Genomic DNA, 26301 nt, shown 5'->3' on the forward strand with positions numbered 1-26301 from the left:
GCTAGCCAGCGCGCGAAGCGAAAGCCAGCAGCTCCGAGCCGGGGATGTCGGGGAACAATTCGACTTTTCAATTCCAACCGCCATGGAATGGTAAGATTCCCCAGATCATCAATCACACTTGGCGGCGGGCAACAATGCTGTTTCGCCGGGCGAAATAAGTCGATGCTTGCCAGCATCCGCGCGACTTGCGAAACTTGGCGCAAAATAAGCACGAAAAATCGGGAGAGAACGATGCTGGGACGTTCGAGACATTTAGCCGCCGTTGCGGCATTCGCGGCCGCCGCGCTGATCGCGACCGCGGCCAGCGCGCAGAAGAAGTATGATCCCGGCGCCAGCGACACCGAGATCAGGATCGGTAACATCATGCCCTATAGCGGGCCCGCCTCGTCCTATGGCGTGATCGGCAAGACCGAGGAAGCCTTCTTCAAGATGATCAACGCGGAGGGGGGAATAGGCGGCCGCAAGATCAATTTCATCACCTATGACGATGCCTACAGCCCGCCGAAAGCGATCGAGCAGGCGCGCAAACTGGTGGAAAGCGACGAGGTCCTGCTGATCTTCCAGCCGCTGGGCACGCCGTCCAATTCGGCGATCATGAAATACATGAACGCCAAGAAGGTGCCGCAACTCTTTGTCGCCTCCGGCGGCACCAAATTCGGCGATCCCAAAAATTTCCCGTGGACCATGGGTTTTCAGCCCAACTACCAGAGCGAGGGGCGGATCTACGCGAAATACATCATCGATCATTTCCCAAACAGCAAGATCGCGGTGTTCTGGCAGAACGACGACGCCGGCAAGGACCAGTTCAAGGGGCTGAAGGACGGGCTCGGCGACAAGATCAACATGATCATCGCCGACAAGTCCTATGAGGTCAGCGATCCCTCGATCGATTCGCAGATCGTCGCGCTGCATGATTCCGGGGCCGATATCTTCTTCTCCTGGGCGGCGCCAAAGGGGTCGGCGCAGGCGATCCGCAAAGTCGGCGAACTCGGCTGGAAGCCGAAATTCTTCCTGGCCAATACCGCGACCTCGGTTGCCTCGGTGTTGAAGCCGGCGGGTCTCGAATACTCGAAGGGGATCATCTCGACGGCGTATCTGAAAGATCCGACCGACCCGACCTGGGACAAGGACCCGGCTGTCCTGAAGTGGCGCGCGTTCATGGACAAATATTATCCCGACGGCGACAAGACCAACGCCAACAACCTCTATGGCTATGTGGAGTCGGAAGCCATGGTACAGGTTCTCAAGCAGTGCGGCGACGACCTCACGCGCGAGAACGTCATGAAGCAGGCGGCGAACCTGAAGAATTTCCATTCCGAGCTGATGCTGCCGGGCATCATGGTCAACACCTCGCCGGACGACTACTTTCCGATCGAGCAGATGCAGTTGATGAAATTCAACGGCGAGGCCTGGGAGTTGTTCGGCGACGTGATCACCGGTGAGGTCGGCCACGACGCCACGCGGTAAGCCAGCCCGGCGTTTTCGGATTTAGCCTGCGCTGAGCCGCACGCCGGCGCGCAGGAACTTTTGCGGATCGACCGCGTCGCCGTCGATCCGTGTTTCATAGTGCAGATGCGGACCGGTGGAGCGGCCGGTCGAGCCGACTTCGCCGATCACCTGTCCGATCTTGATGAGGTCGCCGACCTTGACGTTGATCTGCGACAGATGGCCGTAGCGGGTCGACAGCCCGTTGCCGTGGTCGATTTCGACCATGCGGCCATAGCCGCCCGCCCATCCCGACGAGACCACCTTGCCGTTCGCGGTCGCGCGCACGGGATCGCCCATGGCGGCGCGGAAATCGAGGCCGGTGTGCATGGCGGGCCGGCCGAGGAAGGGATCGCTGCGGACGCCGAAGCCCGAGGTGAATTCGACCTCGCCGACGACGGGCTTGCGATAGGGCACCAGCGCCAGCGTCCGGTTGAGTCGATCGACCTGGGCGCGGGTGACGTTGATTTGGTAAAGCTGGCGCTCGAAGGGCCCGGCGTTGGCCGTAAGTTTGACCGGAACGAAGGGGCCACCGACGCCGGCGCGCGGCGTTGCGGCCTCCAGCTGCGCCATGTCGAGGCCGAGATCGGTGATGACCCCGCGCATCCGGCGCACTTTCGATTCCATGCCGTCTTCGACCGAGCTCAGCGCTGCGATCTGGCGCCGCTCGACCTGATCAAGCGAGGTCTGCAGGCGGACGAGGACGTTGTCGACGCCGCCCTGAACCTTCGCAAACTGGTTCGGCTGCGGGTTGGCAATCAGCGGCGCGCGGGATTCCAGTCGCGCCTCGCGATCCGGCGGCGCGACGAAGATCACGGTGTCGCTGATCGGGGAGGGCTTTGGCGTCGCCGTCGATGAGGTATCGCTGGCGGTGCCGCGCGCCGACGGCCGGATCGATCCGGTCACCGTGGCATCCGGCATGGCGCCCAGGGCAGTGGCGCGGGATTCCAGCGCGGTCTGGCGGCGCATGATCTGGTCGAGCTTCTGGTCGAACTGTTCCTGATCGAGCAATTGCCGGCTGGTGGTGCGGTCGACCTTGGCGCGTAATTCGGCGATGCGGTCTTCGTAGGCGTATTGCATCTCGGCCTGACGGGCGATCAGCCGCGTCAAGACGTCGTCGCGAAACGCAAAATAGGTCGCGGTTGCCGCCGACCACATGCCGAGTACGGTCACCGTGCCGACCACGATCCAGAACACGACCGGGCCGAACCGGACCTGCTTGCCGGCGTGGACGATGGCGTAACCGTTGCGCTCCTGGACCGAGGCGGCGGACGCGGCGTGCGCCACCGCGCGGCGAGGGGACACCCGGCCATGGTCCTGGGGGTGGTGATGGTGCTGGTGATATTCGGAATGATGACCGGAACGATACGACATCGGCACTCCCGCGCCGGTCGGACAGGAGCTCCGTACGGCTTAATTCTGCGCGGCCGATTTGACCCCCTCATGGTTAATTTTCCGGAAATGGAACCCGGTAAATTGGAGCGTTTTCAAGTGACGTGGATAACGGTTCGCGTCAGGGAACCCGTCCAGCAAGACGCTTAAAGGGCTTGGGCGGCCGCCAGAACCTCGTCGGCATGGCCGTCGACCCGAACGTTGCGCCAGATCCGGGTAACCCGGCCATCCGCGCCGATCAGAACAGTGGTCCGAAGTATTCCAAGAAAGGTCCTGCCATACATGGATTTTTCGCCCCAGGCACCATACGCCTCCAGCATCTCATGTTGCTCATCTGAAATGAGAGGAATGGAGAGCTCATGTTTGTTTTTGAAGGACTCTTGTGCCTTCACGGTGTCGGCTGAGATGCCCAGGACCTCGGTCCCGCTTTCGGCAAAGGCGCCCTTCAATCGAGTGAAGTCGATCGCCTCCCGGGTACAGCCCGGCGTATCCGCGCGGGGATAGAAAAACAACACCAGCTTCTTGCCGGCATAGTCCGCGAGCGAGACATGATCGCCGCCGTCGCGGGGCAAGTGGAAGGCGGGGGCCTTCGCGCCCTCCACGGCCAAATTTGGTGAAGCGGATTGCTCGGATTTTAACGGTTTCGACGCGGGCGTGTGCGAGGCTTTTGCCGAAGCGCTGTTAGCGGGTTTGCCCGATTTCTTTGCCACCGCCTTGCCGGCTTTTGCCGCGGGCTTCTTGGCCGGCTTGGCCGGCGCCTTTGAGCCGCCGCGGCCGGCCTTGGCCGTGGTCGCTTTTTGGGCGGCCTTCCTGGCGATCGTCTTGGACGGTTTCGTGGAGGATTTCTTGCGCGTTTTCTTGGACATACGCCTTCCTTTCGTCGCTTTCCGCGGATCAACCAATAGGGTAATGCGGGTCTCGTCCCGGACGCCCGGATTCGCTCCGATCGCTGGGCAAGTTTGATGACCTCGGAGTATGGTTACAAGAAATTCGACGCACCACCCGTCCGCTCGTTGAAGAGGCCCTTGATCGCGTCGTTGATTGAGTTCTTGGGCTTGGGGACGAGTAACAGTATTAATCGAGGATTGGCAGCGATGCCGGCACAGGAGCGCTCGAGAGAGATCGACGGGCGCGCCCTTGGCGGCGATCAACCTCTGCGCCGGCACCGAGAGGCAATGGCTAGGAATACTTCGCCCCAAGGGTCGAATCCGCGTGCTGAGGGCAATGTCTCCCAATGGGAAGACGAGGCCGGCTGGGATCAGGACCACGACGAGGCGGCGTGTCACCGCGCGCGACGGCTATTATCCCGTTCCAATTCAGGCTTGCACCGGTTCGGCGACAGCATCTCGGCGGTGCGGCGATGGATCCGCGGCGAGCGCTGGGTCAAACGCCTGGCAGTCGTGATTGCGGTGTTGGCCGTGATCTTCGGCGGTTGTTTCGGCGGGCTGTGGTGGCGGCTCGGAGCAGGACCCATCAATCTCGACGTGGCGACGCCCTGGCTGGCGGCGGCGATCGAGGAGAATATCGGTCACGGCAATACGGTCGAGGTCGGCGGTACGCAGATCGAGCGTGCGGGCAAAATCCGGATCGCGGTGCGTATCCGCGACATCGTCGTCCGGGACCGTGACCACGCCATCGTCGCGAGTGCGCCAAAAGCCGAAGTGCGACTGTCGGGCACAGCGCTGCTGATGGGACGGCTGCGTGCCGAGAGCCTCAATCTGGTGGATGCCGAACTCGCCGTGCGGATCACGCCGGACGGCCAGGTGACGGTGTCCGCCGGCGACACCGCAAAACCACTGGCCACCGGTGTCGCCTCAAAGCGGGAGGCGGGTATCGCGCCGACATTCCCGCGCCAGACCCCAGGCTCGCTTGCGCCCGGTGCCGCGTCGCCCAATGCGCCGTCCAGTGCGGCGGCCGCCGCTCCCGACACCACGCAAAACGGGCTGCTGGCTGGGCTCGATTGGCTCGACAGCCTGAGCCTGACCGGCCTCGACGGACAGAACCTCAACGAAATCGGCTTGAAGAACGGCAATCTCGTCGTCGACGATCAGCAGCGCGGCAACAAATGGACCTTTGACAATATCAGCCTCAGCCTGCGCCGGCCGAGCGGCGGCGGGGTGGCGCTGAGCCTTGGCGAAGAAGGCGCCCGTCCTTGGTCACTGCGGGTGCTGGTGGGGCCACAGGCCAACGGCGTGCGATCGGTCGATTTGCGTGCCGACAAGCTGCCGAGCGCCAATATCCTGCTGGCGATGCGGCTGAAGGACGTCACCTACAGCACGGATTTGCCGCTCTCCGGCGAGATGAAGGGCGAGCTGGGCCGCGACGGTTTGCCGACCTATTTCCGTGGCAAGATCATTGCGGGCGCGGGCCACATCATCGACAGCGATACGCCCGATTATCCGATGGTGATCGACTCGGCGGAAATGAACGTCGAATGGGATTCCGGACGGCGGGTGCTGGTGGCTCCCTTCAAGATCATTTCCGGTTCGAACCGGATCACGCTGCTCGCCCATCTCGAGCCGCCGAACGACAGCGTCACCGATTGGCAGGCCGGCTTCTCCGGCGGCACCATCGTGCTGGCTGGGAACGACAACGAACAGCCGCTGATCTTCAACCGCATTGCGATCGGGCTGCGCTTCGACACCGACAAGAAGCGCGTGTTGCTGACCCAGGCCGATATCAGCAATGGCGAGATCGGCGTCGCCGGGACCGGCAGTATCGATTATTCGGGCGAGCCTCGCCTGCAGCTTGGGTTTGCGGGAACGCCGATGTCGGCCTCCGCCCTGAAGCGGATGTGGCCGATCCTGATCGTGCCTGAGGTGCGCGAATGGGTGATCGATCGGATCGACCGCGGCACGCTCCAGCGCATCGACGTCGGCGTCAACTCGCCGGTGCGAAACCTTTCGCGCAAAGGTCCCCCGATCCCGGACGATGGTCTCGCCGTCAACATCGTGGCGTCAGGCGTCACGGTGCGGCCGGTCGACGAAATGCCGTCGGTCCGCGATGCCGATTTGAAGGCGCGGGTGACCGGGCGCACCGCGACGGTGACGATCGGGCAGGGCACGGCCGATACGCCGGCGGGGCGCAAGCTGATGATTTCCGATTTCGCCTTCGAAGTGCCCGACATGGCGCCGAAGCCCGCACCGGCAAAAGTGAAGTTCAAGATCGAAGGCACCGTTCCGGCCGCGGCTGAAATTCTCGCCTCCGACCGCCTCAGCGAATTCTCCGGCACCCTGATCGACCCCAATTCGAGCAAGGGAACGGTTTCCGCGATCGTCACGCTCGGCCTGCCGGTCAAGCGCGAGCTGACCAAGGCCGACACCACCTACACCGTCAGCGCCGATCTCGGCGGGTTTGCCGCCGACAAGCTCGTGATGAACCAGAAGCTCGAGGCCAGCACGTTGAAGGTTCTGGCCAACAACGCCGGCTATCAGGTCAAGGGCGACGTCAAGATCAACGGGCAACCGGCCGCGCTGGATTATCGCAAGCCGAGCGAGGGCGACGCGGATGTCAAACTGCAGGCGACGCTCGACGATGCGAGCCGCGCGCGGCTTGGGCTCGACCTTGGGCCGGCCATCAGCGGCGCCATCCCGGTCAAGGTGATCGGCAAGATCAGCGGCAGCAGCGATCACGACAGCAAACTCGGCATCGAGGCCGACCTCACCTCGCTGAAGCTCGACAACATATTGCCGGGCTGGGTCAAGGTGCCAGGCAAGTCGGGGAAAGCGACCTTCAATGTGGTGCAGAAACCGCAATCGACCCTGTTCCAGGATATCGTCATCGATGGCAGCGGCGCCTCGATCAAGGGATCGCTGGAAGTCGACCAGAACGGCGATCTCCTGAATTCGAACTTCCCGACCTATGCGCCCTCGGAAGGCGACAAGACCTCGCTTAAAGCCGAACGCGGCCCCGACGGCGTCGTCAAGGTCATCATGCGCGGCGACGTGTTCGATGGCCGCGGCTTCCTCAAATCGGCGATCTCGGGCAAGGAAGCCGACCCCAAGAGCAAGACCAAGAACATCGATTTTGACATCGACCTCAAGCTTGGTGCGGTCGCCGGCTTCAACGGCGAGGCGCTGCGCAGCGTCGATGCCAAGATGTCGCGGCGCAGCGGCGCCATCAAGAGCTTTACGTTGAACGGCAAGGTCGGGCGCGATACGCCGGTCGCGGCAGACTTGCGCCGCGCGCAAAGACAGGGACGCGATGTGATCGTCCTGGAGACCGACGATGCCGGCGCGTTCCTCCGCTTTACCGACACCTACTCCAAGGTGATCGGTGGGCAGCTCGCGCTTGCGATGGAGCCGCCCACGGTTGAACCCACCGCCAAGGAAGGCGTGATCAATATCAGCAACTTCACGGTCAAGGGCGTGCCCGAACTCGATCGCGTCGCCGCCGGCGGACCGGTGGGCGTGCAGAACGGCGTGGCGTTCTCGGCGCTGCGCGCGGGGTTCACCCGGCAAAGCGGGCAGCTCACGATCCGCGACGGCGTCGTCAAGGGGCCGACCATCGGCGCCACCATCGAAGGCAGCATCGACTATGCCGGCAATTCGGTGCGCATGAGCGGCACCTTCGTTCCGATGTACGGGCTGAACAACATGTTCGGCCAGCTTCCGGTCATTGGCCTGTTCCTCGGCGGCGGCAGCAATGAGGGCCTGATCGGCGTGACCTATGAAGTGGTCGGCACCCCCGGCCAGCCGTTGCTGCGCGTCAATCCGATTTCGGCGATGGCGCCTGGCGTGCTCCGGAAGATTTTTGAATTCAACACCGGCAAGCAAAACAATCCGATCGATCTCCCGCCGAATAACTGAGCGCGCTCCGCGAGGGTCAGGACGCTGTCGTCAGCGCCGCAGCGCCGGCACCACCAGGAACGGGATCAATCCGAGCACCACGTTGACGAGTGCGAAGGCAAACAGCGGATTATAGCTGTGGGTCCAGTCGTGGATCAGGCCGCCGCTCCAGGAGCCAAGCCCCGATCCAAGCCCGCTGCCGATCGAAATCGTTCCGAAGATCGTCCCGACCCGCTGGCCGCGAAAGATGTTAAGTGCGGTTGCCGTGATCAGCGGGCCGCGCGAACCGATCATGCTGCCGAAGCAGACGACGAAGCCCGTCAGCAGCCAGAAGTTCGGATAATATTGTAACAGCCAGAGCATGATGATTCCGGCGATCGAGACCCCGTAGCTGAACAACACCGATGGCCTGCGGCCGATGATGCCGTCGAGCGTCGAGACGCCGAGCATGCCGAACACCAGCACGACGCCGGAAAAGCCCCAGGCGGTCGCGGCCTGCAACGGAGGGAATCCGGCGTCGATCAGATAGGCGACGATTTGCGCCGTGATCGCATACATCGCGACCGCGGTGAAAAAGAACGTGGAGAATAATGCCCAGAAGACGTGGTGGCGCATCGCGCTCTTGAGCGTCCAGCCTGAGTCGATGAAGCCGGCATCGCTCTTGCCGGGGATGTGCGGTGAGCCGGTGGCGAACAGCCGCCACGGTAGCATCAGCAACGGCAACAGCAGGAACAGAGCCACGGTTCCGAACAGTTGATAGGCGTCGCGCCAGCCGATCCGTTCGATCAGCAGTTGCGAGGCCGGCAGCAGGATCAGGATCCCTGCGCCGGTCGCAGAATATACGACTGCCATTGCGGTCGGCAGCCGCGGGCCGAACCAGCGGCCGAGCAGGATCGAGTTCGGCACGGTGCCGATCAGGGCAATGCCGACCCCGACGCACAGGCCGACGCTGAGCTGGAACTGCCAGAGCGCCTGCGCGTGCGCCGCGACCAGGAACGCGCCGCCGAGCAGCGCCAGCCCGAGCGAATAGACGGTGCGCGGACCAGAGCGGTCGAACAACCGGCCGACCAGTGGCGCCATCAGTCCACCCGCGAGCCAGGTCAGCGAATAGACCGAGACCACCTGGGCGCGGTCCCAGCCGAAATTCTCCGAGATCGGTTTTAAGAAAACCGTAAAACTCTCGCCGAGGCCGCGGCCGAGCACGGACAGGGTGAAGCACAGCGCCAGCACGTTGAGCGCCACCCGCGCCGGCTTCAGCGGTTTTGTGAGCGTATCCCCCGGAGGCGTACTTTTATCCATGTAGGGCAGGGAGCGCGTTTCCGTGGCCCCGAGCAAGTGCCTAACGCGAATACGCCTATGCAGGCTTGAGCAGGACGTGACGCTTCTTGCCGAGCGACAGTTTGATCACGCCTTCCGGGGTGAGATTGGCTGATGTCAGCGCCATCTTCTCGTCGGTGACCGCGGCGTCGTTGACGCGAACGCCGCCGCCCTTGATCTGGCGGCGTGCCTCGCCGTTCGATGCGACCAGGCCCGCCTTGACGAAGACGGCAAGCACGCCGATGCCGGCCTCAAGTTCGCCCGTCGAAATCTCGACCGTCGGCAGGTTCTCGGCGATCGCGCCTTCCTCAAAAGTCTGCCGCGCCGTTTCGGCTGCGGCGTTGGCGGCATCGCGGCCATGCAGCAGCGCGGTCGCCTCGGTCGCCAGCACCTTCTTGGCCTCGTTAATCTCGCCGCCCTGCAGCGTCGCAAGCTTTGCGATCTCGCTGATCGGCAGGATCGTGAACAGTTTCAGGAATTTCACGACGTCGGCGTCTTCGACGTTGCGCCAGTATTGCCAGAAATCGTACGGGCTGAACTGATCGGCGTTGAGCCAGACCGCGCCCTTGGCGGTCTTGCCCATCTTGTCGCCGGAGGCCGTCGTCAACAGCGGCGTCGTCAGCGCGAACAATTGCGGCGTGCCCATGCGGCGGCCGAGGTCGACGCCATTGACGATGTTGCCCCATTGGTCGGAGCCGCCCATCTGCAGGCGGCAATCGACGCGCCGCGACAATTCGACGAAGTCATAGGCCTGGCACACCATGTAGTTGAATTCGATGAAACTCATCTCCTGCTCGCGTTCGAGACGCAGGCGCACCGAGTCCATCGTCAGCATGCGGTTGATCGAGAAATGCCGGCCGATGTCGCGCAGCATTTCGATCCAGTTCAGCCTGGTCAGCCATTCGGCATTGTCGAGCATGACCGCATCGCTGGGGCCGGAACCGTAGCGCAGCACCTTGGCGAACACGCCGCGGATCGAGGCCTTGTTGGCTTCGATCTCGGCGACGCTGCGCAGCGCGCGCGATTCGTCCTTGCCGGAGGGGTCGCCGACCATGGTGGTGCCGCCGCCCATCAGGGTGATCGGCTTGTTGCCGCTCTCCTGCAGCCAGTGCAGCATCATCATGGTCAAATAGTTGCCGATGTGCAGCGAGGGCGCCGTGCAGTCGTAGCCGACATAGGCGGTGGCCTGGCCTTTCGCGGCCAGCGCGTCCAGCCCCTCGAAATCGGAGCATTGATGGATGAAACCGCGTTCCTGCAGGGTCTTCAGAAAGTCTGATTTAAATGCAGTCATGTGTCGGTGACTCTGATCATTCTTATTTTACGGTAATTGCAACAGGTGGCGGAACTCCTGCGAAACAGGCTGCCGCAGCCGGACGCGCTGTGGCATTATAAGATGTGCTTGTTTGACACAAGCTGGGCGTCGGGGGCAGGCGTCACGAAGGCACTATTGGGATGATGTTGACGGCAATCGGTCTGATGAGCGGCACCTCGCTCGATGGGGTCGATGTCGCTTTGATTGAAACCGACGGCAGGCAGGTACGGGCGTTCGGCCCGTCCGGATACCGGCCCTATACCGAAACCGAGCGCAGCCTGCTGCGCCATGCGCTGTTCGAGGCCAAGGACCTGCCGCAGCGCGATGCGCGGCCGGGCATCCTGCGCGAGGCCGAACGGGCCGTCACGCTGGCACATGCCGAGGCGGTGGCCGCCTTTACCGCGCAAAACCGCATCTCCTGCTCGGACATCGATATCGTCGGCTTTCACGGCCAGACCGTGCTGCACCGCCCGGAGCGGAAGCTGACCGTTCAGATCGGCGACGCTGCAGCACTCGCCAAATCGATCCATATCCCGGTGATGCATGATTTCCGCGCCGCCGACGTCGCCGCCGGCGGGCAGGGCGCGCCGTTCGTGCCGGTCTATCACCGCGCGCTGGCGCAATCGCTGCAGCGCGAAGGGCCGATCGTGGTGGTCAATATCGGCGGCGTTTCCAATATCACCTATATCGACGGGCAGGATACGCTGATCGCCTGCGACACCGGGCCGGGCAACGCCTTGCTCGACGATTTCATGTACCGCGTGATGAACCAGGGTTTTGACACGGAGGGCCGCCTGGCCGCCCAGGGCAGGCCCGACGAGGCTTGGATCGCGCGCGCGCTGGAACTGCCGTTCTTCGCGTTGCCGCCGCCCAAATCGCTCGATCGCAACGATTTCGCCGCGCTGAAACTGCCCGAGATGCGTGCCGACGATGGCGCCGCGACGTTGACGGCCCTCACGGCTGCGGCGATCGCCCGGATCGTGCCCTTGCTGCCGAAGCCGCCGAAAAGCTGGATCGTGGCCGGCGGCGGCGCCCGCAACATGACCATGTTGCGGATGCTGCGCGAGCGGCTTCAGCCCGCGACCGTCGAGGCTGCGGACGCGCTCGGCTGGTCGGCCGACGCCATCGAGGCGCAGGCGTTTGGCTTCTTGGCCGCGCGGGGCCTGAAGGGGCTGCCGCTGAGCTACCCCGCCACCACGGGCGTGCCGATTCCGATGACCGGCGGGATTATCGCCAGACCCTGATCGGGATCAAGAATTGTTGATGCAATTGCATCGACCTTGACGATTCCATGCAAACGCATCTAATTTGCATGCGAACGCATGAAGCATGCATGTGGGCTTGCGTGCCGGAGATCGTCATGACGCCGAAGCTCACTTTGATCAGCCACAAGCTTTGCCCCTATGTGCAACGCGCCGTCATTGCGCTCACCGAGAAGGGCGTTCCGTTCGAGCGGATCGACATCGACCTCGCCAACAAGCCGGACTGGTTTCTGAAGATTTCGCCGCTCGGCAAGGTGCCGGTGCTGCGTGTCGGCACTAACGACGGCGAGGCGGTGCTGTTCGAAAGCAACGTGATCTGCGAATACATCGAGGACACCCAGGGTGGCGCAAAGCTGCATCCGCAGGATCCGCTGCAGCGTGCGCAGCACCGGGCGTGGATGGAGTTCGGCTCAACTATTCTGAGCGAGTTATGGGGCCTAGAAACCACCGGGGATCCTGCCATCTTCGAAAGCAAACGGGTCGCGGTCGCCGCGAAATTTGCGCGGGTCGAAGACGCCTTGGGAGCAGGCCCGTTCTTCGCCGGTGAAGCTTTCAGCCTGGTGGACGCCGTGTTCGCGCCGATCTTTCGTTATTTCGACGTGTTCGACACGCTGATCGATCTTTCAATCTTCGCTGACACGCCGAAGGTGCGCGCGTGGCGAACCGAACTCGCCAAGCGGCCGAGTGTCCGGTCGGCGGTCGGCGCCGACTATCCGCAATTGCTGCACGCGTTCCTGGTTCGTTATGACGCGCACATGCTGAAACTGGCGGCCTGACGCTTACAAATCGGCGGCCATTTTGGCGAGGGCGGCGACCGTATTGATGTTGCGCGCCGTTCCGGTCTTGGCCGCGGGCACCACCAGTTTCGATTTCGCCATGCCGTCGCCGTAGTGGATGTAGATCTCGCGCGTGCCCAATCCGATCTGCTCGTCCTTGCGCCCGCGGATCGCGGCGAGCGTGTCGGCCGGCGGCGCATGGTCGAGGAACACGGCGACGGTCCGGTTCGCCGGCGCCTTTGGAAACACGTTATCCCTGAGCACGGCCTGCAGTTCGGCGGCGGATCGCACCAACACGCCGACCGGCTTGCCGGCATAGGCTTCAAGCCGCGCCTGCAGCGCCGATTTCACCGCCGCTTCGGATTTGCGGCTGGTGAACACGACATTACCGCTGGCGATGTAGGTGCGGACGCCGCCAAATCCCAGCGCCTCGCACATCTCCTTCAGATCGCTCATCGGCAATTTGCCGGTGCCGACGACATTCACCGCACGCAGCAGGGCGACGAAGGCGGTCACGGCGAACCCAGCGGCTAGCGGACGTTGGCCAGCCGCATGTCGAGATAGCCGGTCACGGTCTCCATCAGCGGCTCCATCTTGTCTTCGAAGAAATGGTTGGCGCCGGGAATGGTTTGCTGGTCGATCACGATGCCCTTTTGGGTCTTCAGCTTCTCGACCAGGGTGGTGACGTCTTTCGCCGGCGCCACAATGTCCTTTTCGCCATGGACGATCAGGCCCGACGAGGGGCAGGGCGCCAGAAACGAGAAGTCGTAGCGGTTGGGTTCGGGTGCAATCGAGATAAAACCTTCGACCTCGGGACGGCGCATCAAAAGCTGCATGCCGATCCAGGCGCCGAAGGAAAAGCCGGCGACCCAGCAGGCGCGCGCCTCCGGGTTGATGGTCTGCGCCCAATCGAGTGCGGAAGCGGCATCAGACAATTCGCCGGTGCCGTGGTCGAACGATCCCTGGCTACGGCCGACGCCGCGGAAGTTGAAACGCAGCACGGAAAATCCGCGCGCGGCGAAGGCGTAGTAGACCTGATAGACGATCGGATGATTCATGCTGCCGCGAAACTGCGGGTGCGGATGCAGCACCATCGCAATCGGCGCATTCTTCTGCTTGGCCGGATGATAACGGCCTTCGAGGCGGCCTGCGGGGCCGGTGAAAATGACTTCAGGCATCAGTGATCCCTTGATTGATCCCTTCGGCAATCAACCGATTTGTGCTGACTTCATCGGCGACTGCGCAGACAAAGTGGCTCATGGAAAGGGTGATCAGGCGTCGTCGGGCGATGCGCGAGCGGCGCTCGGTGAACTGGAGGCCGCGTTCTAGCATGAGGCGAGGGGCAAAAAGCAAGCTTCTTGAACATCTCAAAGCGTGTTCAAAGCGTTAGCTTGCGATTGCAAGCGAGGTCTCGATCCCCCAATTGCGATAAAGCTCGCGGCGGGGGCGGTGCCCCGTTCCGGCGTCCGAATCTCAAGAATTTAGGTAATATCATACTCTATGCCTAACCGCGTCTATCTCGACTGGAATGCGACCACGCCGCTCCGCCCGGAGGCCAGGGCAGCGATGGCGGCCGCTTGGGATATCAGCGGCAACCCGTCCTCTGTTCATGCCGAGGGCCGCAGGGCGCGGCGGCTGGTCGAGGAAGCAAGGGCTGCGGTCGCAGCGAGCGTCGCGGCCCGGCCCGAGGGCGTGGTGTTTTCCTCAGGCGGGACCGAGGCCAACGCGCTGGCGCTGACGCCGGGCTTGCGACGAGGCGCCGGTCTTCCGGTTCAGAGATTGCTGGTCTCGGCCATCGAGCACGCCTCGGTGCTCGCGGGCGGCCGGTTTGCGGCCGACGCAATCGGGACCATCGCGGTTACGCGTTCCGGTCTGCTGGACCTGGACGATCTTCGCACCAAGCTGGACGGCGGGCCTGCGGCGCTGGTGTCCGTGATGCTGGCCAACAACGAGACCGGCGCGGTGCAGCCGGTCGCCGAAGCGGCCGAGATCGTCCATGCGGCGGGCGGTTTGCTGCATGTCGATGCGATCCAGGCGCTCGGCAAAATCCCGTTCGATATCGATTCGATGAAGGCCGATCTGGTGACGCTGTCGGCGCACAAGATCGGTGGCCCCAAGGGTGTCGGCGCGGTCGTTCTGGCCGATGGCGTGCAGGGGCTTGAGCCGCTGTTGCGCGGCGGCGGGCAGGAACTGGGTCGCCGTGCCGGTACCGAGAATGTCGCGGGCATTTCGGCGTTCGGGGCCGCCGCGAGGGCCGCGATGGCGGCGCTCGAAGAGGACGCTGTTCGATTGCGGGGTCTGCGGGAACGCCTCGAAAATGGTCTGGTCCAAACCCCCGAGATGATCGTGTTCTCCGGCCACGTTCGGCGGTTGCCGAATACCACTCTGTTCACTGTTCCCGGCCTGAAGGCCGAAACCGCCGTGATCGGGTTCGATCTCGACGGTATCGCGGTATCTTCGGGGTCCGCCTGTTCGTCGGGGAAAGTTCAACCGTCGCACGTTCTGGCGGCCATGGGCCTCAGCCACGAGCTGGCGCAGGGAGCCGTGCGGCTCAGTCTGGGCTGGTCCACATCAGAGACAGACATTGATCTGACGCTTAAGACTTGGCGAAAGCTCGCCAATACCTTACTTAGAGAGAGACGACGAAACACAGCTTGAACGGTTCTAAGCAGGTGATCTCGTCCCAAAAGCATCGTAGTAGACTTACGGAATTGGTCCACCGCGGTCCTTGAAACCGCGAGCGGAGGATGGAATGGCTGCCGTACAAGAGACGGTCGACCGCGTCAGGCGGATCGACGTCGATCAATATCGATATGGATTCGAGACACTTATCGAGTCCGACAAGGCCCCCAAGGGGCTGTCAGAAGACACCGTCCGTTTCATCTCCGCAAAGAAGAACGAGCCGGCGTGGATGCTGGAATGGCGTCTGGAGGCCTATCGGCGCTGGCTGACCATGACCGAGCCGACCTGGGCGCGGGTCAACTACCCCAAGATCGATTACCAGGATCTGTATTACTACTCGGCGCCGAAGCCGAAGAAGCAGGTCGCCTCGCTCGACGAGATCGATCCGGAAATCCTGAAAACCTATGAAAAGCTCGGCATTCCCCTGCGCGAGGTCGAGGTGCTGGAAGGCGTCGTGCGCCCCGAAGGCGAGCGCAGGATCGCGGTCGACGCGGTGTTCGATTCGGTTTCGGTGGCGACCACCTTCCAGAAGGAGCTGAAGCAGGCCGGCGTGATCTTCATGCCGATCTCGGAGGCGATCCGCGAGCACCCGGAGCTGGTGAAGAAGTATCTCGGCACGGTCGTGCCGACCTCGGACAATTATTTCGCGACGCTGAATTCGGCGGTGTTTTCTGACGGCTCGTTCGTCTACGTGCCGCCGGGCGTGCGCTGCCCGATGGAGCTGTCGACCTACTTCCGCATCAATGAGCGCAACACCGGCCAGTTCGAGCGCACGCTGATCATCGCCGACAAGGGCGCTTACGTCAGCTATCTCGAAGGCTGCACCGCGCCGCAGCGCGACGAGAACCAGCTGCACGCCGCCGTGGTCGAGCTGGTCACGCTTGACGACGCCGAGATCAAATATTCGACGGTGCAGAACTGGTACCCCGGCAACTCCGAAGGTGTCGGCGGCATCTACAATTTCGTCACCAAGCGCGGCGACTGCCGCGGCAACAATTCGAAGATCTCCTGGACCCAGGTCGAGACGGGATCAGCAATCACCTGGAAATATCCGAGCTGCATTCTCCGCGGTGATAATTCCCGCGGCGAGTTCTACTCGATCGCGATTTCGAATGGCCACCAGCAGGTCGATAGCGGCACCAAGATGATCCATCTCGGCAAGAACACGACGAGCCGGATCATCTCCAAGGGCATCGCCGCCGGTGTCTCGCAAAACACCTATCGCGGCCTCGTCACCGCCCACCGCAAGGCGACCGGCGCGCGCAATTTTACCGCCTGCGATTCGCTGCTGATCGGCGACAAATGCGGCGCGCACACCGTGCCGTACGTGGAAGCTAAGAATTCGTCGGCGCTGTTCGAGCACGAGGCGACCACGTCGAAGATCTCGGAAGACGTGCTGTTCTACTGCGTGCAGCGCGGGCTCAGCCAGGAAGAAGCCGTCGGCCTCGTGGTCAACGGCTTTGTGAAGGACGTGCTGCAGCAACTGCCGATGGAATTTGCGGTGGAAGCGCAGAAGCTGATCTCGATCAGCCTTGAAGGTTCGGTTGGATAGGGCCTCATCCTGAGGAGGCCGCATAGCGGCCGTCTCGAAGGATGAGAGGAAAGTTTGTCGGCTACGTCCTTCGAGACGCGCCTTCGGCGCTCCTCAGGACGAGGATCAAAACGGAAGAAAATGATGTCACTACTCGAAGTCAAAAATCTGCAGGTCCGTGTCGAGGATCGCGAAATTCTCCACGGGCTGTCGCTCGCGGTGAATCCGGGCGAGGTGCACGCGATCATGGGGCCGAACGGCTCCGGCAAATCGACGCTGAGCCACGTCATCGCGGGCAAGCCGGGCTATGAAGTCACCGGCGGCGAGATCCTGTTCAGGGGCGAGGACCTGCTGGAGATGTCGCCGGACCAGCGCGCCGCCAAGGGCGTGTTCCTGGCGTTCCAGTATCCGGTCGAGATTCCCGGCGTCGCCACCATGAATTTCCTGCGCACCGCGCTGAACGCGCAGCGCAAGGCGCGCGGCGAGAGCGAATTCTCCACGCCGGACTTTCTGAGGAAAGTGCGTGAGGTCGCGGCCCGGCTGAACATCCCGCAGGAAATGCTTCGCCGCGGCGTCAATGTCGGCTTTTCCGGCGGCGAGAAGAAGCGCAACGAGATTTTGCAGATGGCGCTGTTCGAGCCCGCCGTCTGCATCCTCGATGAGATGGATTCCGGCCTCGACATCGACGCGCTGCGGGTCGCCGCCGACGGCGTCAACGCGCTGCGCTCGCCGGAGCGGGCGATGGTCGTGATCACGCACTACCAGCGGCTGCTCAACTACATCGTGCCTGATTTCGTGCACGTGATGTCGAAGGGCCGCGTCGTCAAAAGCGGCGGCAAGGAACTGGCGCTGGAACTCGAGGCTTCCGGCTACGCCCAGTTCGAAGATGCTGCCTGACGCCAGACGGATTTGATCATGAACGTTGTTGTGGCAAAGACCGAAACCGGACGTGCGATGAGCGATGCTTTCGCGATCGCGCGCGACCGGCTTGCCGGTACCGGCAAGGTCTCCGATCACAGGCGGCAGGCGTTCGACGCCTACGGCCGCGAGGGCCTGCCGCACCGGCGGATCGAAGACTGGAAATATACCGATCTGCGCGCGCTGATGCGCGAGGTGCTGCCGCTCGCGCCGGCACCCGACGGCCCGGCGCTCACCCGCGCCGGTTCCGCATTGAAGCTACATGCGGTCGCGGGCGCGCGGCGGCTGGTGCTGGTGGATGGCGTGTTTGCACCAAAACTGTCCGAACTCGGCGATCCCGAAAAGGGACTTGGAATCCGCACCCTGCGCGAGGTGCTGGAAGCAGGCGATGCCATGCTCCACACACAGCTGTTCGCGCCTGACAATTCCAATCCGATGGTCGCGCTCAACAGCGCGATGATGACGGACGGAATGGTGATCGATGTCGCCGATGGCGCCGTGCTGACGGAGCCGCTGCATATCGTCCATATCGCCAGCGGCGGCACGCCGGCGGCGATGTTTACCCGCTCGATGCTTCGCCTCGGCAAGGATTCCGGCGCCACGCTGGTGGAGAGCTATATCGCTGCCGATGGGGCCAAAGCCTATCAGGCGTATGATTCCCTGATCGTCTCGATCGGCAACCATGCGCGGCTCGACCACGTTCGCCTGGTCGAGGACGGCCGCGACGCCTTCAACATTGCTTCCGCTATCGTCACGCTGGGCGCGCACGCGCATTTCAATACGTTCGGCATGACCTCGGGCGCGAATGTCAGCCGCTATCAGGCGACCATCGCGTTCGCGGGCGAGGGCTCGCGGGTCGAGACCAACGGCGTCAATTTGCTCAACGGCCGCCAGCACGCCGACACCACGCTGTTCCTCGATCATGCGGTGCCGCATTGCGACAGCCGCGAAGTTTTCCGTGCGGTCGTCGACGATCGCGGCCATTCGGTGTTCCAGGGCCGCATCGTTGTGCGCCCCAAGGCGCAGAAGACCGACGCCAAGATGATGACCCGCGCGCTGCTGCTGTCCGACGAGGCCGAGGCCGACAACAAGCCGGAGCTGGAAATCTTTGCCGACGACGTCACCTGCGGTCATGGCGCCACCACCGGCGCGCTGGACGAGAGCCTGCTGTTTTACCTGCGCGCACGCGGCCTGTCCGAGAAGGAAGCCCAGGCGCTGCTGATCCAGGCTTTTGTCGGCGAGGCCATCGAGTCCATCGCCAACGACACCTTGCGTGAAGTCGCGATCTCGGCGGCGCAGCGCTGGCTGGAGGCGAGGGGGTGACCATGCATCCGGCGGTCCTGAACGGCTCTTATGACGTCGCCCGCGTGCGGGAGGATTTCCCGGCGCTGGCCCTGAAGGTCTATGGCAAGCCGCTGGTCTATCTCGACAACGCCGCCTCCGCGCAGAAGCCGAATGCCGTGCTCGATCGCATGACCGAGGCCTACAGAAGCGAATACGCCAACGTGCATCGCGGGCTGCATTACCTCGCCAATGCCGCCACCGAAGCCTACGAAGGCGGCCGCGCCAAGGTGGCAAAATTCCTCAACGCTCGCCGCACCGAAGAGATCGTCTTCACCCGCAACGCCACCGAGGCCATCAACCTCGTGGCGTCGTCCTGGGGCGAGCCGAATATCGGCGAGGGCGACGAGATCGTCCTCTCGATCATGGAGCACCATTCCAACATCGTGCCCTGGCATTTCCTCCGGGAGCGTCACGGCGCCGTCATCAAATGGGCGCCGGTCGATGACGAAGGCAATTTCCTGATCGAGGAATTCGAAAAGCTGCTCGGCCCGCGAACCAAACTGGTCGCGATCACGCAAATGTCGAACGCGCTCGGCACCATCGTGCCGGTCAAGGACGTGGTGAAGCTCGCGCATGCCCGCGGCATTCCGGTGCTGGTCGACGGCAGCCAGGCCGCCGTGCACCTTGCGATCGACGTGCAGGATATCGACGCGGATTTCTACGTCTTCACTGGCCACAAGCTGTACGGCCCGACCGGCATCGGCGTGCTCTATGCCAAGCACGATCTGCTCGTCGCGATGCGCCCGTACAACGGCGGCGGCGAGATGATCCGCGAGGTCAAAAGGGACTGGGTCACCTATGGCGACCCGCCGCACAAATTCGAGGCCGGCACGCCCGCGATCGTGGAATCGATCGGGCTGGGGGCTGCGATCGACTACGTCAATTCGATCGGCAAGGAGCGCATCGCCGCCCACGAGAACGATCTCCTGGCCTACGCGCAAGAGCGCCTGCGCGAAATCAATTCGCTGCGCCTGATCGGCACCGCAAAGGGCAAGGGACCGGTGATTTCGTTCGAGATGAAGGGCGCCCATCCCCACGATGTCGCGACCGTGATCGACCGGCAGGGCATTGCGGTGCGCGCCGGCACCCATTGCGTGATGCCGCTTTTAGAGCGGTTCAATGTCACAGCCACCTGCCGCGCGTCGTTTGGAATGTATAATACAAGAGAAGAAGTCGACCATCTGGCACGGGCGCTGATCAAGGCGCGGGAATTGTTTTCATGACCGACATAGCCGAAATCAAAACCGCCAATATGGAGACCATCTCGGCGCTGCCGCCGGAGGAGACCGAGCGGCTCGGCGGCGAGATCGTGGCCGCGTTGAAGACGGTGTTCGATCCGGAGATTCCGGCCGATATCTATGAGCTCGGCCTGATCTACAAGGTCGACCTCAAGGACGACCGTGGCGTCGACGTCATGATGACGCTGACCACGCCGAACTGTCCGGCGGCCGGCGAATTGCCGACCATGGTGGAGAACGCGATTGCCAGCGTTCCCGGCGTCGGCGTCGTCAATGTCAATCTGGTGTGGGACCCGGCGTGGACGCCGGACCGGATGTCCGACGAGGCCCGACTCGTCCTCAATATGTGGTGAGATGTGAAGCGTTAGAGGATTTCGCTTAATCTGTTCGCGAAGACCGGCATTGATTTGCCGCTGGGAATGATCACATGACTGACATGACACCCGCTTCACCTACACCCGCCGCCAAGCCGAAGCCGCGGCCGCGCCCGCAGGTCATGAAACTGACCGAAGCCGCCGCCCAGCGGATCACGGAACTGACCAGGCGCGCCGATTCCGAAATCGTAGGCCTCCGGGTGGGGATCAAGAATGGCGGCTGCGCCGGGCAGTCCTACACCGTGGAATACGCCCACGAGGTACGCCCCACCGACGAGGTCGTCGAGGACAAGGGCGTCAAGATTCTGGTTGATCCCAAGGCGGTGCTGTTCCTGCTCGGCACCGAGATGGACTACAAGGCCGACAAGATGCAGTCGCAGTTCATCTTCAACAACCCGAACCAGACCGGCGCCTGCGGTTGCGGCGAGTCGGTGCAGCTGACGCCGGCGAAGGTCTGACCGCGTCGTCGTCCTGGCCCTTATGCGCAATTGCGCATCAGGAGCCGGGACCCATAATCACCGGCGGTTGATTTCGGGCAAAGACGTCGACCATAGTGCCCCTGCGCGATGACACGCGTATGGGTCCCGGCGCAAGGCCGGGACGACGGTGGATAGATGGACCGCGATTTCCTGATCGACCTGTTTGCGGATTTCGGCCCGGTGACCATCAGGAAGATGTTCTCCGGCTTCGGCATCTCCGCCGACGGCACCAATTTCGCGCTGGCGCTGCGCGCCGGACTTTACTTCCGTGCCGACGAACAGAGCATTCCGCAGTTCGAGGCCGAAGGTTCAAAGCCGTTTCAATACCAGACGCGGGCCAAAACCGTCACGGTGAACTCGTACTGGCAATTGCCGGCGCGTCTGTTCGACGATTCCGAAGAACTGGCGGGTTGGGCGAGGGTGGCGCTGGCAGCCGCGCAGCGCGCGGCGTTGCGCAAGCGCCCGAAGGCGCGCAAGGCGGCGGCTAGGACGGCTGCGGCGAAGAAGCCTGTGGCTAAAGTCAAAGCGGCGGCGAAGAAGAAAAAGATGGCGTCGCGAAAAAAATCCTCATCCTGAGGAGCGCGCAACGCGCGCGTCTCGAAGGATGGCCGCAAGCGAGGTCGGGGCCTCATGGTTCGAGACGGCGCGGAGCCTGTCTCGGGCGCGCATTCGCGCGACCCGTTGGCGCCTCCTCACCATGAGGGACTACGGTCAAGCCACCTGGCTGCGGGTCTCGGCGGCGTATTCGGGGTCGGCTTCGCAGATCACGCGGTTGCGGCCGTTGCGCTTGGCGGCGTAGAGGCAGGCGTCGGCGCGTTCGATCAGTGAATCCGTATCGTCTCCCGGCTTCAGCATGGAGACGCCGACCGAGATCGTGACCCGGCCCAGGATTTCGCCGGTGGACTTCTTCTTCAATTCCTTCGCCATCACCGCGCGGCGAATGTGATCGGCGACCGTCAGCGCCTGGCGCAGCGCGGTGTTGGGCAGCACGACCGCGAACTCCTCGCCGCCATAGCGCGCGGTGATATCCTGGCCCTTGATGGTTTGCTTCAGCGACATGCCGACCAGCCGCAGCACTTGATCGCCGGTGAGGTGGCCATAGGAATCGTTGAACGATTTGAAGTGGTCGATATCGAACATCAGAAGCGACAACGGCTCGCTGGTGGCCAGCGCCGTCTGCACCGCCATCTCGATCGAGCGGTCGAAATATTTGCGGTTGCCGAGCCCGGTGAGCGGATCGGTCAGGCTCTCGGCGCGGATGGCCTCGAGACTGTGCTGGAGGTTGCTGATTTCGGTCTTCGACAGCGACAGCCGGTTTTCCAGCGCCTTGTTGGTGTCGCGCATTTCGCAGGTCGACTTCACCAGTTGTTCGATCACCGCCTTGATCTGGTCAGGCTGCTTGGCATCGGCGAGTTTCTGGCTGGCGCCGCTCAGGCTGGCGTCGTAGCTCGCCGACATCCCCAGCGCCTCGGTGATGAGGTTCATCACGTCGTCGATTTCGCCGATCACGCGCGCGCCGACCTTGTCGATGCGGTCGGAGGTCTTGATGTGGGAGAGGTAGGTCTCGTAGATCTGTTCGAGGTCGGCTTCGCTCAGCCTGCCGTTGCGCGCCAGCGTCTCGTTGATGATCTTGTTGAGGGGGGCATTGTAGCCGGTGGCGTAGACGTACCAGATTTCATAATTGCGGGGGACAGCGGTCTGCCGGAGCGATTTGATCTGGCCCAACGCGACTTCGGCGAAGGCCAGCGTGCGTTCGTGTTCGTCCAGCAGCTTCACCACTGATCCGTCCCCAATACGTGCAGCGCCGCCTTGCTGGCAGCAGCAATTACTAAAATTATCGGCGGCAGGTTAATTGAGGAGAATGAATGCCGGGTAAACGGGTTCCCCGGCTTTCGCAGTTGCTCACACGCGGGCGCGAACGGGTCTCAGCAGGAATGCGGGAAGATGCGAATGATCCGCGGGCTCCGCATCCGGTTCGCGCTGGGTTCGCCGCGGTTCGGCGCGGCCGATCGAAGGCACGCGCGAGGCCGGAGCGGGGGTGGGAGGCGTGAACGCCTCGACCGGCGCTTCCGGCTGCGGCTTGGGACCACGGCCGCTGCCGCCAGCGCGTCGCGGTTCGCGTTCGCGGCGCGGCTTGTTACGGCCGCCGCGCGAACCGTCCCGCGAACCCTCTCGCGTTTGTTCTCTGGATCCTTCGCGTGATCCTTCCCTTGATCCTTCTCTTGCGCCTTCGCGCCCGCGCGATTGGCGGGGCTGCTCGTCGGACGATTCGGAGCGAACGCTGAAGTCGCCTTCGGCCTTCGGAATGGCCTGGCCGATCAGCTTCTCGATCGCCACGATCGATTTATGATCGAGCGAGGTCACCATCGAGATCGCGGTGCCGGTGCGTCCGGCGCGGCCGGTACGGCCGATGCGGTGGACGTAGTCGTCGGCATGGTGGGGAACGTCGAAGTTGAAGATGTGACTGACGGCCGGGATATCCAGGCCGCGGGCCGCGACGTCGGAGGCGACCAGCAGCGGAATCTCGCCCTTGCGGAACTGGTCGAGTGCCGCGGTGCGGGCGGACTGATCCATGTCGCCATGCAACGCGCCGACGCTGAAGCCATGCTTCTGCAGCGATTTGTAAACAACGGCGACTTCCCGCTTGCGATTGCAGAAGATAATCGCGTTGTTGAGATCCTTGGCGTCGCGCAAGAGGCGGCGCAATACATCACGCTTCTCATGCGGCTCGCGGCCGACGCTGACCTGGAACTGCGACACCCCGACCGCGGTCGTCGCGGGCCTGGAAACTTCGATCTTTTGCGGATTGTGCAGGAAGGTTTCGGTGATGCGCGCAATTTCGGGCGGCATCGTCGCGGTGAAGAACAGGGTCTGCCGGGTGAAGGGGACCAGTTTGCAAACCCGTTCGATGTCGGGAATGAAGCCCATGTCCAGCATGCGGTCGGCTTCGTCGATGACCAAAAGTTCGACGCCGGTGAGCAGCAATCCGCCGCGCTCGGTATGGTCGAGCAGTCGGCCCGGGGTGGCGATCAGCACGTCGACGCCGCGCGTCAATTTGCTATCCTGATCGCCGAACGAGACGCCGCCGATCAACAGCGCCACGTTGAGTTTTTGTCCGGCGCCGTATTTGTCGAACTGTTCCTTGACCTGGGCGGCGAGTTCGCGGGTCGGCTCCAGGATGAGGGTGCGGGGCATCCGGGCCCGGGCGCGGCCCTTTTCCAGCAGCGTGAGCATCGGAAGGACGAAGGCAGCGGTCTTGCCGGTGCCGGTCTGGGCGATGCCGAGAACGTCGCGGCGGGCGAGAACGTGGGGGATCGCCTGTTCCTGAATGGGGGTCGGGGTGGTGTAACCGGTGGCCGCAACTGCGGCGAGCACCTTGTCGGAAAGACCGAGATGGGAAAAAGACATTGAGCCTCTGCTCGACACCGCCGTTCGGAATCGAGGGTAAAAAGCTGTCGCGTTCAACCCCGAAACGGCGCGCTTTGAAAAGCTGGGGGCTCTGACTTACGCAGACGAGCGGCTAACCCAAGGGAATCGCGTTTCGATCCAGGGCCGCGTTGACCCGAAACATAGGCGCGAAACGGCCAAAGTCAATCTTGGAACGCGCCAAATGGCCGAAAAAGCTTAACGTTTTCGCACAAATAACGGCCAGACTGTCATTTCCCGGTCAAACGAGTCGATGTAAGGACGGGCCTTGCCGCACATAGCGAGGTCCCGATTGTCAGCTTGAACCGCTGCGACGCATCGGCAGGCTACTGGTGGCGCCTTTCTATGGCGGGCAGGGCAGGAAATTCGGATGAACTGGCTATCGTTCAAGGTCGCATTGGCGGGGAGCCTCGCGGCGTGCCTCGTGGTGTTCTCCGCGCCCGCCCACGCCGAAAAGCGCGTAGCACTCGTGATCGGCAACAACGATTATAAAAACGTCCCCAAATTGCAGAAGGCGGTCAACGACGCCCGCACCATGGGCGATACGCTAAAGCAGCTCGGCTTCAACGTGATGGTGGCGGAGAACCAGAACCGGCAGGCCTTTTCCGAAACGCTGCTGGCCTTCGACAGGGCGGTCGACGCCGGCGATACCGCGTTCTTCTTCTATGCCGGCCACGGCTTTGAAATCGCCGGCCAGAATTTTCTGCTGCCGACCGACGTGCCGGCCGCGACCGAGGGCCAGGAAGAGCTGGTGCGCGACGCCTCCGTGCTCGCCGACCGCATCGTAGAGCGGTTGCAGAACAAAAAGGTGCGAACCGCGATCCTGGTGTTCGACGCCTGCCGCAACAATCCGTTCGAGCGCGCCGGCACCCGCGCGGTCGCCGGCGGCGGCGGGCTGGCGCCGATGACGCAATTGCCGGAGGGCGTGTTCTCGGTGTTTTCGGCGGGACCGCGGCAGACCGCGCTCGACCGCCTGTCGAACGACGACGCCAGCCCGAATTCGGTATTCACGCGGACGTTTGCGAAGGAGCTGCTGCAGCCCGGTGAAAACCTCGTGCAGGTCGCGCAGCACACGCGCCGGCTCGTGAGCGAAATGGCTGACACCGTCAAGCACAAGCAGATCCCGGTTTACTTCGATCAGATGGTCGACGACGTGTTCCTGAACGGCACGGCGGGCAAGGCGCAGCCGGACGCCGTCGCAAAACCTGCCGAGCTGCCGCAGAAGGTAGCGGCGCTGCCGCCGGTGTCGGTGCCGCGCGTGCCGAAGGAAGATTCCGTCAACGCCCCGATCGCCGCGTTCTCGCGCCACAATGGCGGCTGGACGGTGACGTTCTCGATCGCCGATCCGACGCTCGGGATTTCATGGCGGATGGGGGAGGCCGGCGATTTCCGCGAAACCGGCTTCATCGACACGCTCGATCCGCGCACCCGCAAGCGGATGCCAAATCCGTCGATCGAACTTGCCGCCGACGCACCCGCCGGCACCATCCAGGTCCGCTATGTCGACACCTCAGGCGATATGCAGGGGCCGTTTCCGATCCGGTTCGATCCCGAGGCGGCCCTGATCCGCGACCAGCGAAAAATCCTCGACATGACGGCGACGAGCTGGCTGTCGTTTCGCGAATTCAACGGGCTTCTGGTCTATTACACGCACCTGATGTCGTATCGTTGCGCGATCCGGGAAGTCCGCGTCGGGATCGACAGCGCGGTCCCGGACAGGGTAGTGAAGATGCCGCCCTGCGATTCCAGGGACCCGCTCGTCATTCCGCACGACGCGCAGCCTTACCTCAAGCTCGCGCCGCAGACCCAATCGGTCTCGGTGGAGCTGACCTACCGGGACGGTAGCGTCTCGGAGATCAAGAGTTTTCGGCGTTGATGGGTCCCTAGTACCGCATAAGTGTTACTTGTCTGCAACGCCCGCGCGAAAAGACGTTGCGTCCTGCTACCAAGCCTGAGTTCTTCGTCGAAAGACCGCCGT

At 63.1% G+C, this 26301-nt stretch carries 22 protein-coding genes; 14 read left to right on the plus strand and 8 right to left on the minus strand.

Annotated features, from left to right (window positions below; genetic code table 11):
• Positions 1–231: 231 nt before the first annotated feature.
• Positions 232–1467, plus strand: coding sequence for an ABC transporter substrate-binding protein (locus tag V1289_RS43695; RefSeq protein WP_334405761.1), 1236 nt, complete (start codon positions 232–234; stop codon positions 1465–1467).
• 21 nt (positions 1468–1488) lie between these two features.
• On the opposite strand, the gene V1289_RS43700 is transcribed toward V1289_RS43695, so the two are convergent.
• Positions 1489–2859 carry a peptidoglycan DD-metalloendopeptidase family protein gene (locus V1289_RS43700; protein WP_334405763.1) on the minus strand — a complete coding sequence of 457 codons (1371 nt, stop codon included), beginning with the start codon at positions 2857–2859 and terminating at the stop codon, positions 1489–1491.
• Between the two features lie 164 nt (positions 2860–3023).
• Entirely contained in the window at positions 3024–3743 is a 720-nt protein-coding gene (locus V1289_RS43705; protein ID WP_334407908.1) for a peroxiredoxin, read from the minus strand.
• Positions 3744–3971: 228 nt separating this feature from the next.
• Here V1289_RS43705 and V1289_RS43710 point away from each other — a divergent pair, with 228 nt between their 5' ends.
• Complete coding sequence (locus tag V1289_RS43710) at positions 3972–7685, plus strand: YhdP family protein (protein ID WP_334405765.1); 3714 nt, start codon at positions 3972–3974, stop codon at positions 7683–7685.
• Between the two features lie 30 nt (positions 7686–7715).
• Here the strand turns inward: V1289_RS43710 and V1289_RS43715 are convergent, their stop codons facing one another.
• Positions 7716–8963: an MFS transporter gene (locus tag V1289_RS43715; RefSeq protein ID WP_334405766.1), complete on the minus strand. Its 1248-nt coding sequence runs from the start codon at positions 8961–8963 to the stop codon at positions 7716–7718.
• Positions 8964–9018: 55 nt separating this feature from the next.
• Complete coding sequence (tyrS, locus tag V1289_RS43720; protein ID WP_334405767.1) at positions 9019–10272, minus strand: tyrosine--tRNA ligase; 1254 nt, start codon at positions 10270–10272, stop codon at positions 9019–9021.
• A 161-nt stretch (positions 10273–10433) separates the two neighbouring features.
• Here tyrS and V1289_RS43725 point away from each other — a divergent pair, with 161 nt between their 5' ends.
• Positions 10434–11537, plus strand: a complete 1104-nt coding sequence (locus V1289_RS43725) for an anhydro-N-acetylmuramic acid kinase (protein ID WP_334405768.1) — start codon at positions 10434–10436, stop codon at positions 11535–11537.
• 116 nt (positions 11538–11653) lie between these two features.
• Entirely contained in the window at positions 11654–12331 is a 678-nt protein-coding gene (locus V1289_RS43730) for a glutathione S-transferase family protein (protein WP_334405769.1), read from the plus strand.
• Positions 12332–12334: 3 nt separating this feature from the next.
• Here the strand turns inward: V1289_RS43730 and V1289_RS43735 are convergent, their stop codons facing one another.
• Together V1289_RS43735 and V1289_RS43740 are read right to left on the minus strand one after the other, a co-directional pair.
• Complete coding sequence (locus V1289_RS43735; protein ID WP_334405770.1) at positions 12335–12847, minus strand: DUF1697 domain-containing protein; 513 nt, start codon at positions 12845–12847, stop codon at positions 12335–12337.
• A gap of 14 nt (positions 12848–12861) precedes the next feature.
• Positions 12862–13509: an alpha/beta hydrolase gene (locus V1289_RS43740; RefSeq protein WP_074277112.1), complete on the minus strand. Its 648-nt coding sequence runs from the start codon at positions 13507–13509 to the stop codon at positions 12862–12864.
• Here V1289_RS43740 and V1289_RS43745 point away from each other — a divergent pair.
• The 9 genes from V1289_RS43745 to V1289_RS43785 all read left to right on the plus strand — a co-directional run bounded on the left by V1289_RS43745 (position 13496) and on the right by V1289_RS43785 (position 21473).
• Positions 13496–13660 (plus strand): hypothetical protein, encoded by a 165-nt coding sequence (locus V1289_RS43745; protein WP_334405771.1) that lies wholly within the window; start codon positions 13496–13498, stop codon positions 13658–13660. The genes V1289_RS43740 and V1289_RS43745 overlap by 14 nt on opposite strands.
• A 171-nt stretch (positions 13661–13831) precedes the next feature.
• A complete protein-coding gene (locus V1289_RS43750) occupies positions 13832–14989 on the plus strand; it encodes a cysteine desulfurase family protein (protein ID WP_334405772.1) in 1158 nt (385 codons plus the stop codon).
• A gap of 94 nt (positions 14990–15083) precedes the next feature.
• On the plus strand, positions 15084–16565 hold the full coding sequence (gene sufB / locus V1289_RS43755; RefSeq protein WP_334405773.1) for a Fe-S cluster assembly protein SufB: 1482 nt from the start codon (positions 15084–15086) through the stop codon (positions 16563–16565).
• Between the two features lie 123 nt (positions 16566–16688).
• A complete protein-coding gene (sufC, locus tag V1289_RS43760; RefSeq protein ID WP_334405774.1) occupies positions 16689–17441 on the plus strand; it encodes a Fe-S cluster assembly ATPase SufC in 753 nt (250 codons plus the stop codon).
• An 18-nt stretch (positions 17442–17459) separates the two neighbouring features.
• Positions 17460–18785, plus strand: coding sequence for a Fe-S cluster assembly protein SufD (sufD, locus tag V1289_RS43765; protein WP_334405775.1), 1326 nt, complete (start codon positions 17460–17462; stop codon positions 18783–18785).
• A complete protein-coding gene (locus V1289_RS43770; protein ID WP_334405776.1) occupies positions 18782–20029 on the plus strand; it encodes a cysteine desulfurase in 1248 nt (415 codons plus the stop codon). Before sufD ends, V1289_RS43770 begins: the two co-directional genes overlap by 4 nt.
• Positions 20026–20397 carry an SUF system Fe-S cluster assembly protein gene (locus tag V1289_RS43775; protein WP_309184577.1) on the plus strand — a complete coding sequence of 124 codons (372 nt, stop codon included), beginning with the start codon at positions 20026–20028 and terminating at the stop codon, positions 20395–20397. The genes V1289_RS43770 and V1289_RS43775 overlap by 4 nt, the downstream gene beginning before the upstream one ends.
• 74 nt (positions 20398–20471) lie before the next feature.
• The gene (locus V1289_RS43780; protein ID WP_074277105.1) at positions 20472–20876 is read left to right on the plus strand and encodes a HesB/IscA family protein; all 405 of its coding nucleotides are present in this window, start codon (positions 20472–20474) and stop codon (positions 20874–20876) included.
• A gap of 156 nt (positions 20877–21032) precedes the next feature.
• Positions 21033–21473, plus strand: a complete 441-nt coding sequence (locus tag V1289_RS43785) for a TfoX/Sxy family protein (RefSeq protein ID WP_334405777.1) — start codon at positions 21033–21035, stop codon at positions 21471–21473.
• A gap of 135 nt (positions 21474–21608) precedes the next feature.
• On the opposite strand, the gene V1289_RS43790 is transcribed toward V1289_RS43785, so the two are convergent.
• Together V1289_RS43790 and V1289_RS43795 are read right to left on the minus strand one after the other, a co-directional pair.
• A complete protein-coding gene (locus tag V1289_RS43790) occupies positions 21609–22676 on the minus strand; it encodes a GGDEF domain-containing protein (protein WP_334405778.1) in 1068 nt (355 codons plus the stop codon).
• A gap of 123 nt (positions 22677–22799) precedes the next feature.
• The gene (locus tag V1289_RS43795) at positions 22800–24305 is read right to left on the minus strand and encodes a DEAD/DEAH box helicase (protein WP_334405779.1); all 1506 of its coding nucleotides are present in this window, start codon (positions 24303–24305) and stop codon (positions 22800–22802) included.
• Between the two features lie 388 nt (positions 24306–24693).
• Between V1289_RS43795 and V1289_RS43800 the strand changes: the two genes are divergently transcribed.
• Positions 24694–26199, plus strand: coding sequence for a caspase family protein (locus V1289_RS43800; protein ID WP_334405780.1), 1506 nt, complete (start codon positions 24694–24696; stop codon positions 26197–26199).
• The last annotated feature ends 102 nt before the right edge of the window (positions 26200–26301 follow it).

Source organism: Bradyrhizobium sp. AZCC 2289 (assembly GCF_036924615.1).
Classification (GTDB): domain Bacteria; phylum Pseudomonadota; class Alphaproteobacteria; order Rhizobiales; family Xanthobacteraceae; genus Bradyrhizobium.

What these genes read in the sequence shown, in the direction of transcription:
- V1289_RS43745 (WP_334405771.1), top strand. Translation starts at nt 13,496, where the DNA reads ATGACTTCAGGCATCAGTGATCCCTTGATTGATCCCTTCGGCAATCAA.
- V1289_RS43750 (WP_334405772.1), top strand. Translation starts at nt 13,832, where the DNA reads ATGCCTAACCGCGTCTATCTCGACTGGAATGCGACCACGCCGCTCCGC.
- V1289_RS43780 (WP_074277105.1), top strand. Translation starts at nt 20,472, where the DNA reads ATGACTGACATGACACCCGCTTCACCTACACCCGCCGCCAAGCCGAAG.
- V1289_RS43785 (WP_334405777.1), top strand. Translation starts at nt 21,033, where the DNA reads ATGGACCGCGATTTCCTGATCGACCTGTTTGCGGATTTCGGCCCGGTG.
- V1289_RS43710 (WP_334405765.1), top strand. Translation starts at nt 3,972, where the DNA reads ATGCCGGCACAGGAGCGCTCGAGAGAGATCGACGGGCGCGCCCTTGGC.
- V1289_RS43795 (WP_334405779.1), bottom strand. Translation starts at nt 24,305, where the DNA reads ATGTCTTTTTCCCATCTCGGTCTTTCCGACAAGGTGCTCGCCGCAGTT.
- V1289_RS43800 (WP_334405780.1), top strand. Translation starts at nt 24,694, where the DNA reads ATGAACTGGCTATCGTTCAAGGTCGCATTGGCGGGGAGCCTCGCGGCG.
- sufD (WP_334405775.1), top strand. Translation starts at nt 17,460, where the DNA reads ATGAACGTTGTTGTGGCAAAGACCGAAACCGGACGTGCGATGAGCGAT.
- V1289_RS43695 (WP_334405761.1), top strand. Translation starts at nt 232, where the DNA reads ATGCTGGGACGTTCGAGACATTTAGCCGCCGTTGCGGCATTCGCGGCC.
- V1289_RS43705 (WP_334407908.1), bottom strand. Translation starts at nt 3,743, where the DNA reads ATGTCCAAGAAAACGCGCAAGAAATCCTCCACGAAACCGTCCAAGACG.
- V1289_RS43715 (WP_334405766.1), bottom strand. Translation starts at nt 8,963, where the DNA reads ATGGATAAAAGTACGCCTCCGGGGGATACGCTCACAAAACCGCTGAAG.
- V1289_RS43730 (WP_334405769.1), top strand. Translation starts at nt 11,654, where the DNA reads ATGACGCCGAAGCTCACTTTGATCAGCCACAAGCTTTGCCCCTATGTG.
- V1289_RS43775 (WP_309184577.1), top strand. Translation starts at nt 20,026, where the DNA reads ATGACCGACATAGCCGAAATCAAAACCGCCAATATGGAGACCATCTCG.
- tyrS (WP_334405767.1), bottom strand. Translation starts at nt 10,272, where the DNA reads ATGACTGCATTTAAATCAGACTTTCTGAAGACCCTGCAGGAACGCGGT.
- V1289_RS43725 (WP_334405768.1), top strand. Translation starts at nt 10,434, where the DNA reads ATGATGTTGACGGCAATCGGTCTGATGAGCGGCACCTCGCTCGATGGG.
- V1289_RS43740 (WP_074277112.1), bottom strand. Translation starts at nt 13,509, where the DNA reads ATGCCTGAAGTCATTTTCACCGGCCCCGCAGGCCGCCTCGAAGGCCGT.
- sufC (WP_334405774.1), top strand. Translation starts at nt 16,689, where the DNA reads ATGTCACTACTCGAAGTCAAAAATCTGCAGGTCCGTGTCGAGGATCGC.
- sufB (WP_334405773.1), top strand. Translation starts at nt 15,084, where the DNA reads ATGGCTGCCGTACAAGAGACGGTCGACCGCGTCAGGCGGATCGACGTC.
- V1289_RS43700 (WP_334405763.1), bottom strand. Translation starts at nt 2,859, where the DNA reads ATGTCGTATCGTTCCGGTCATCATTCCGAATATCACCAGCACCATCAC.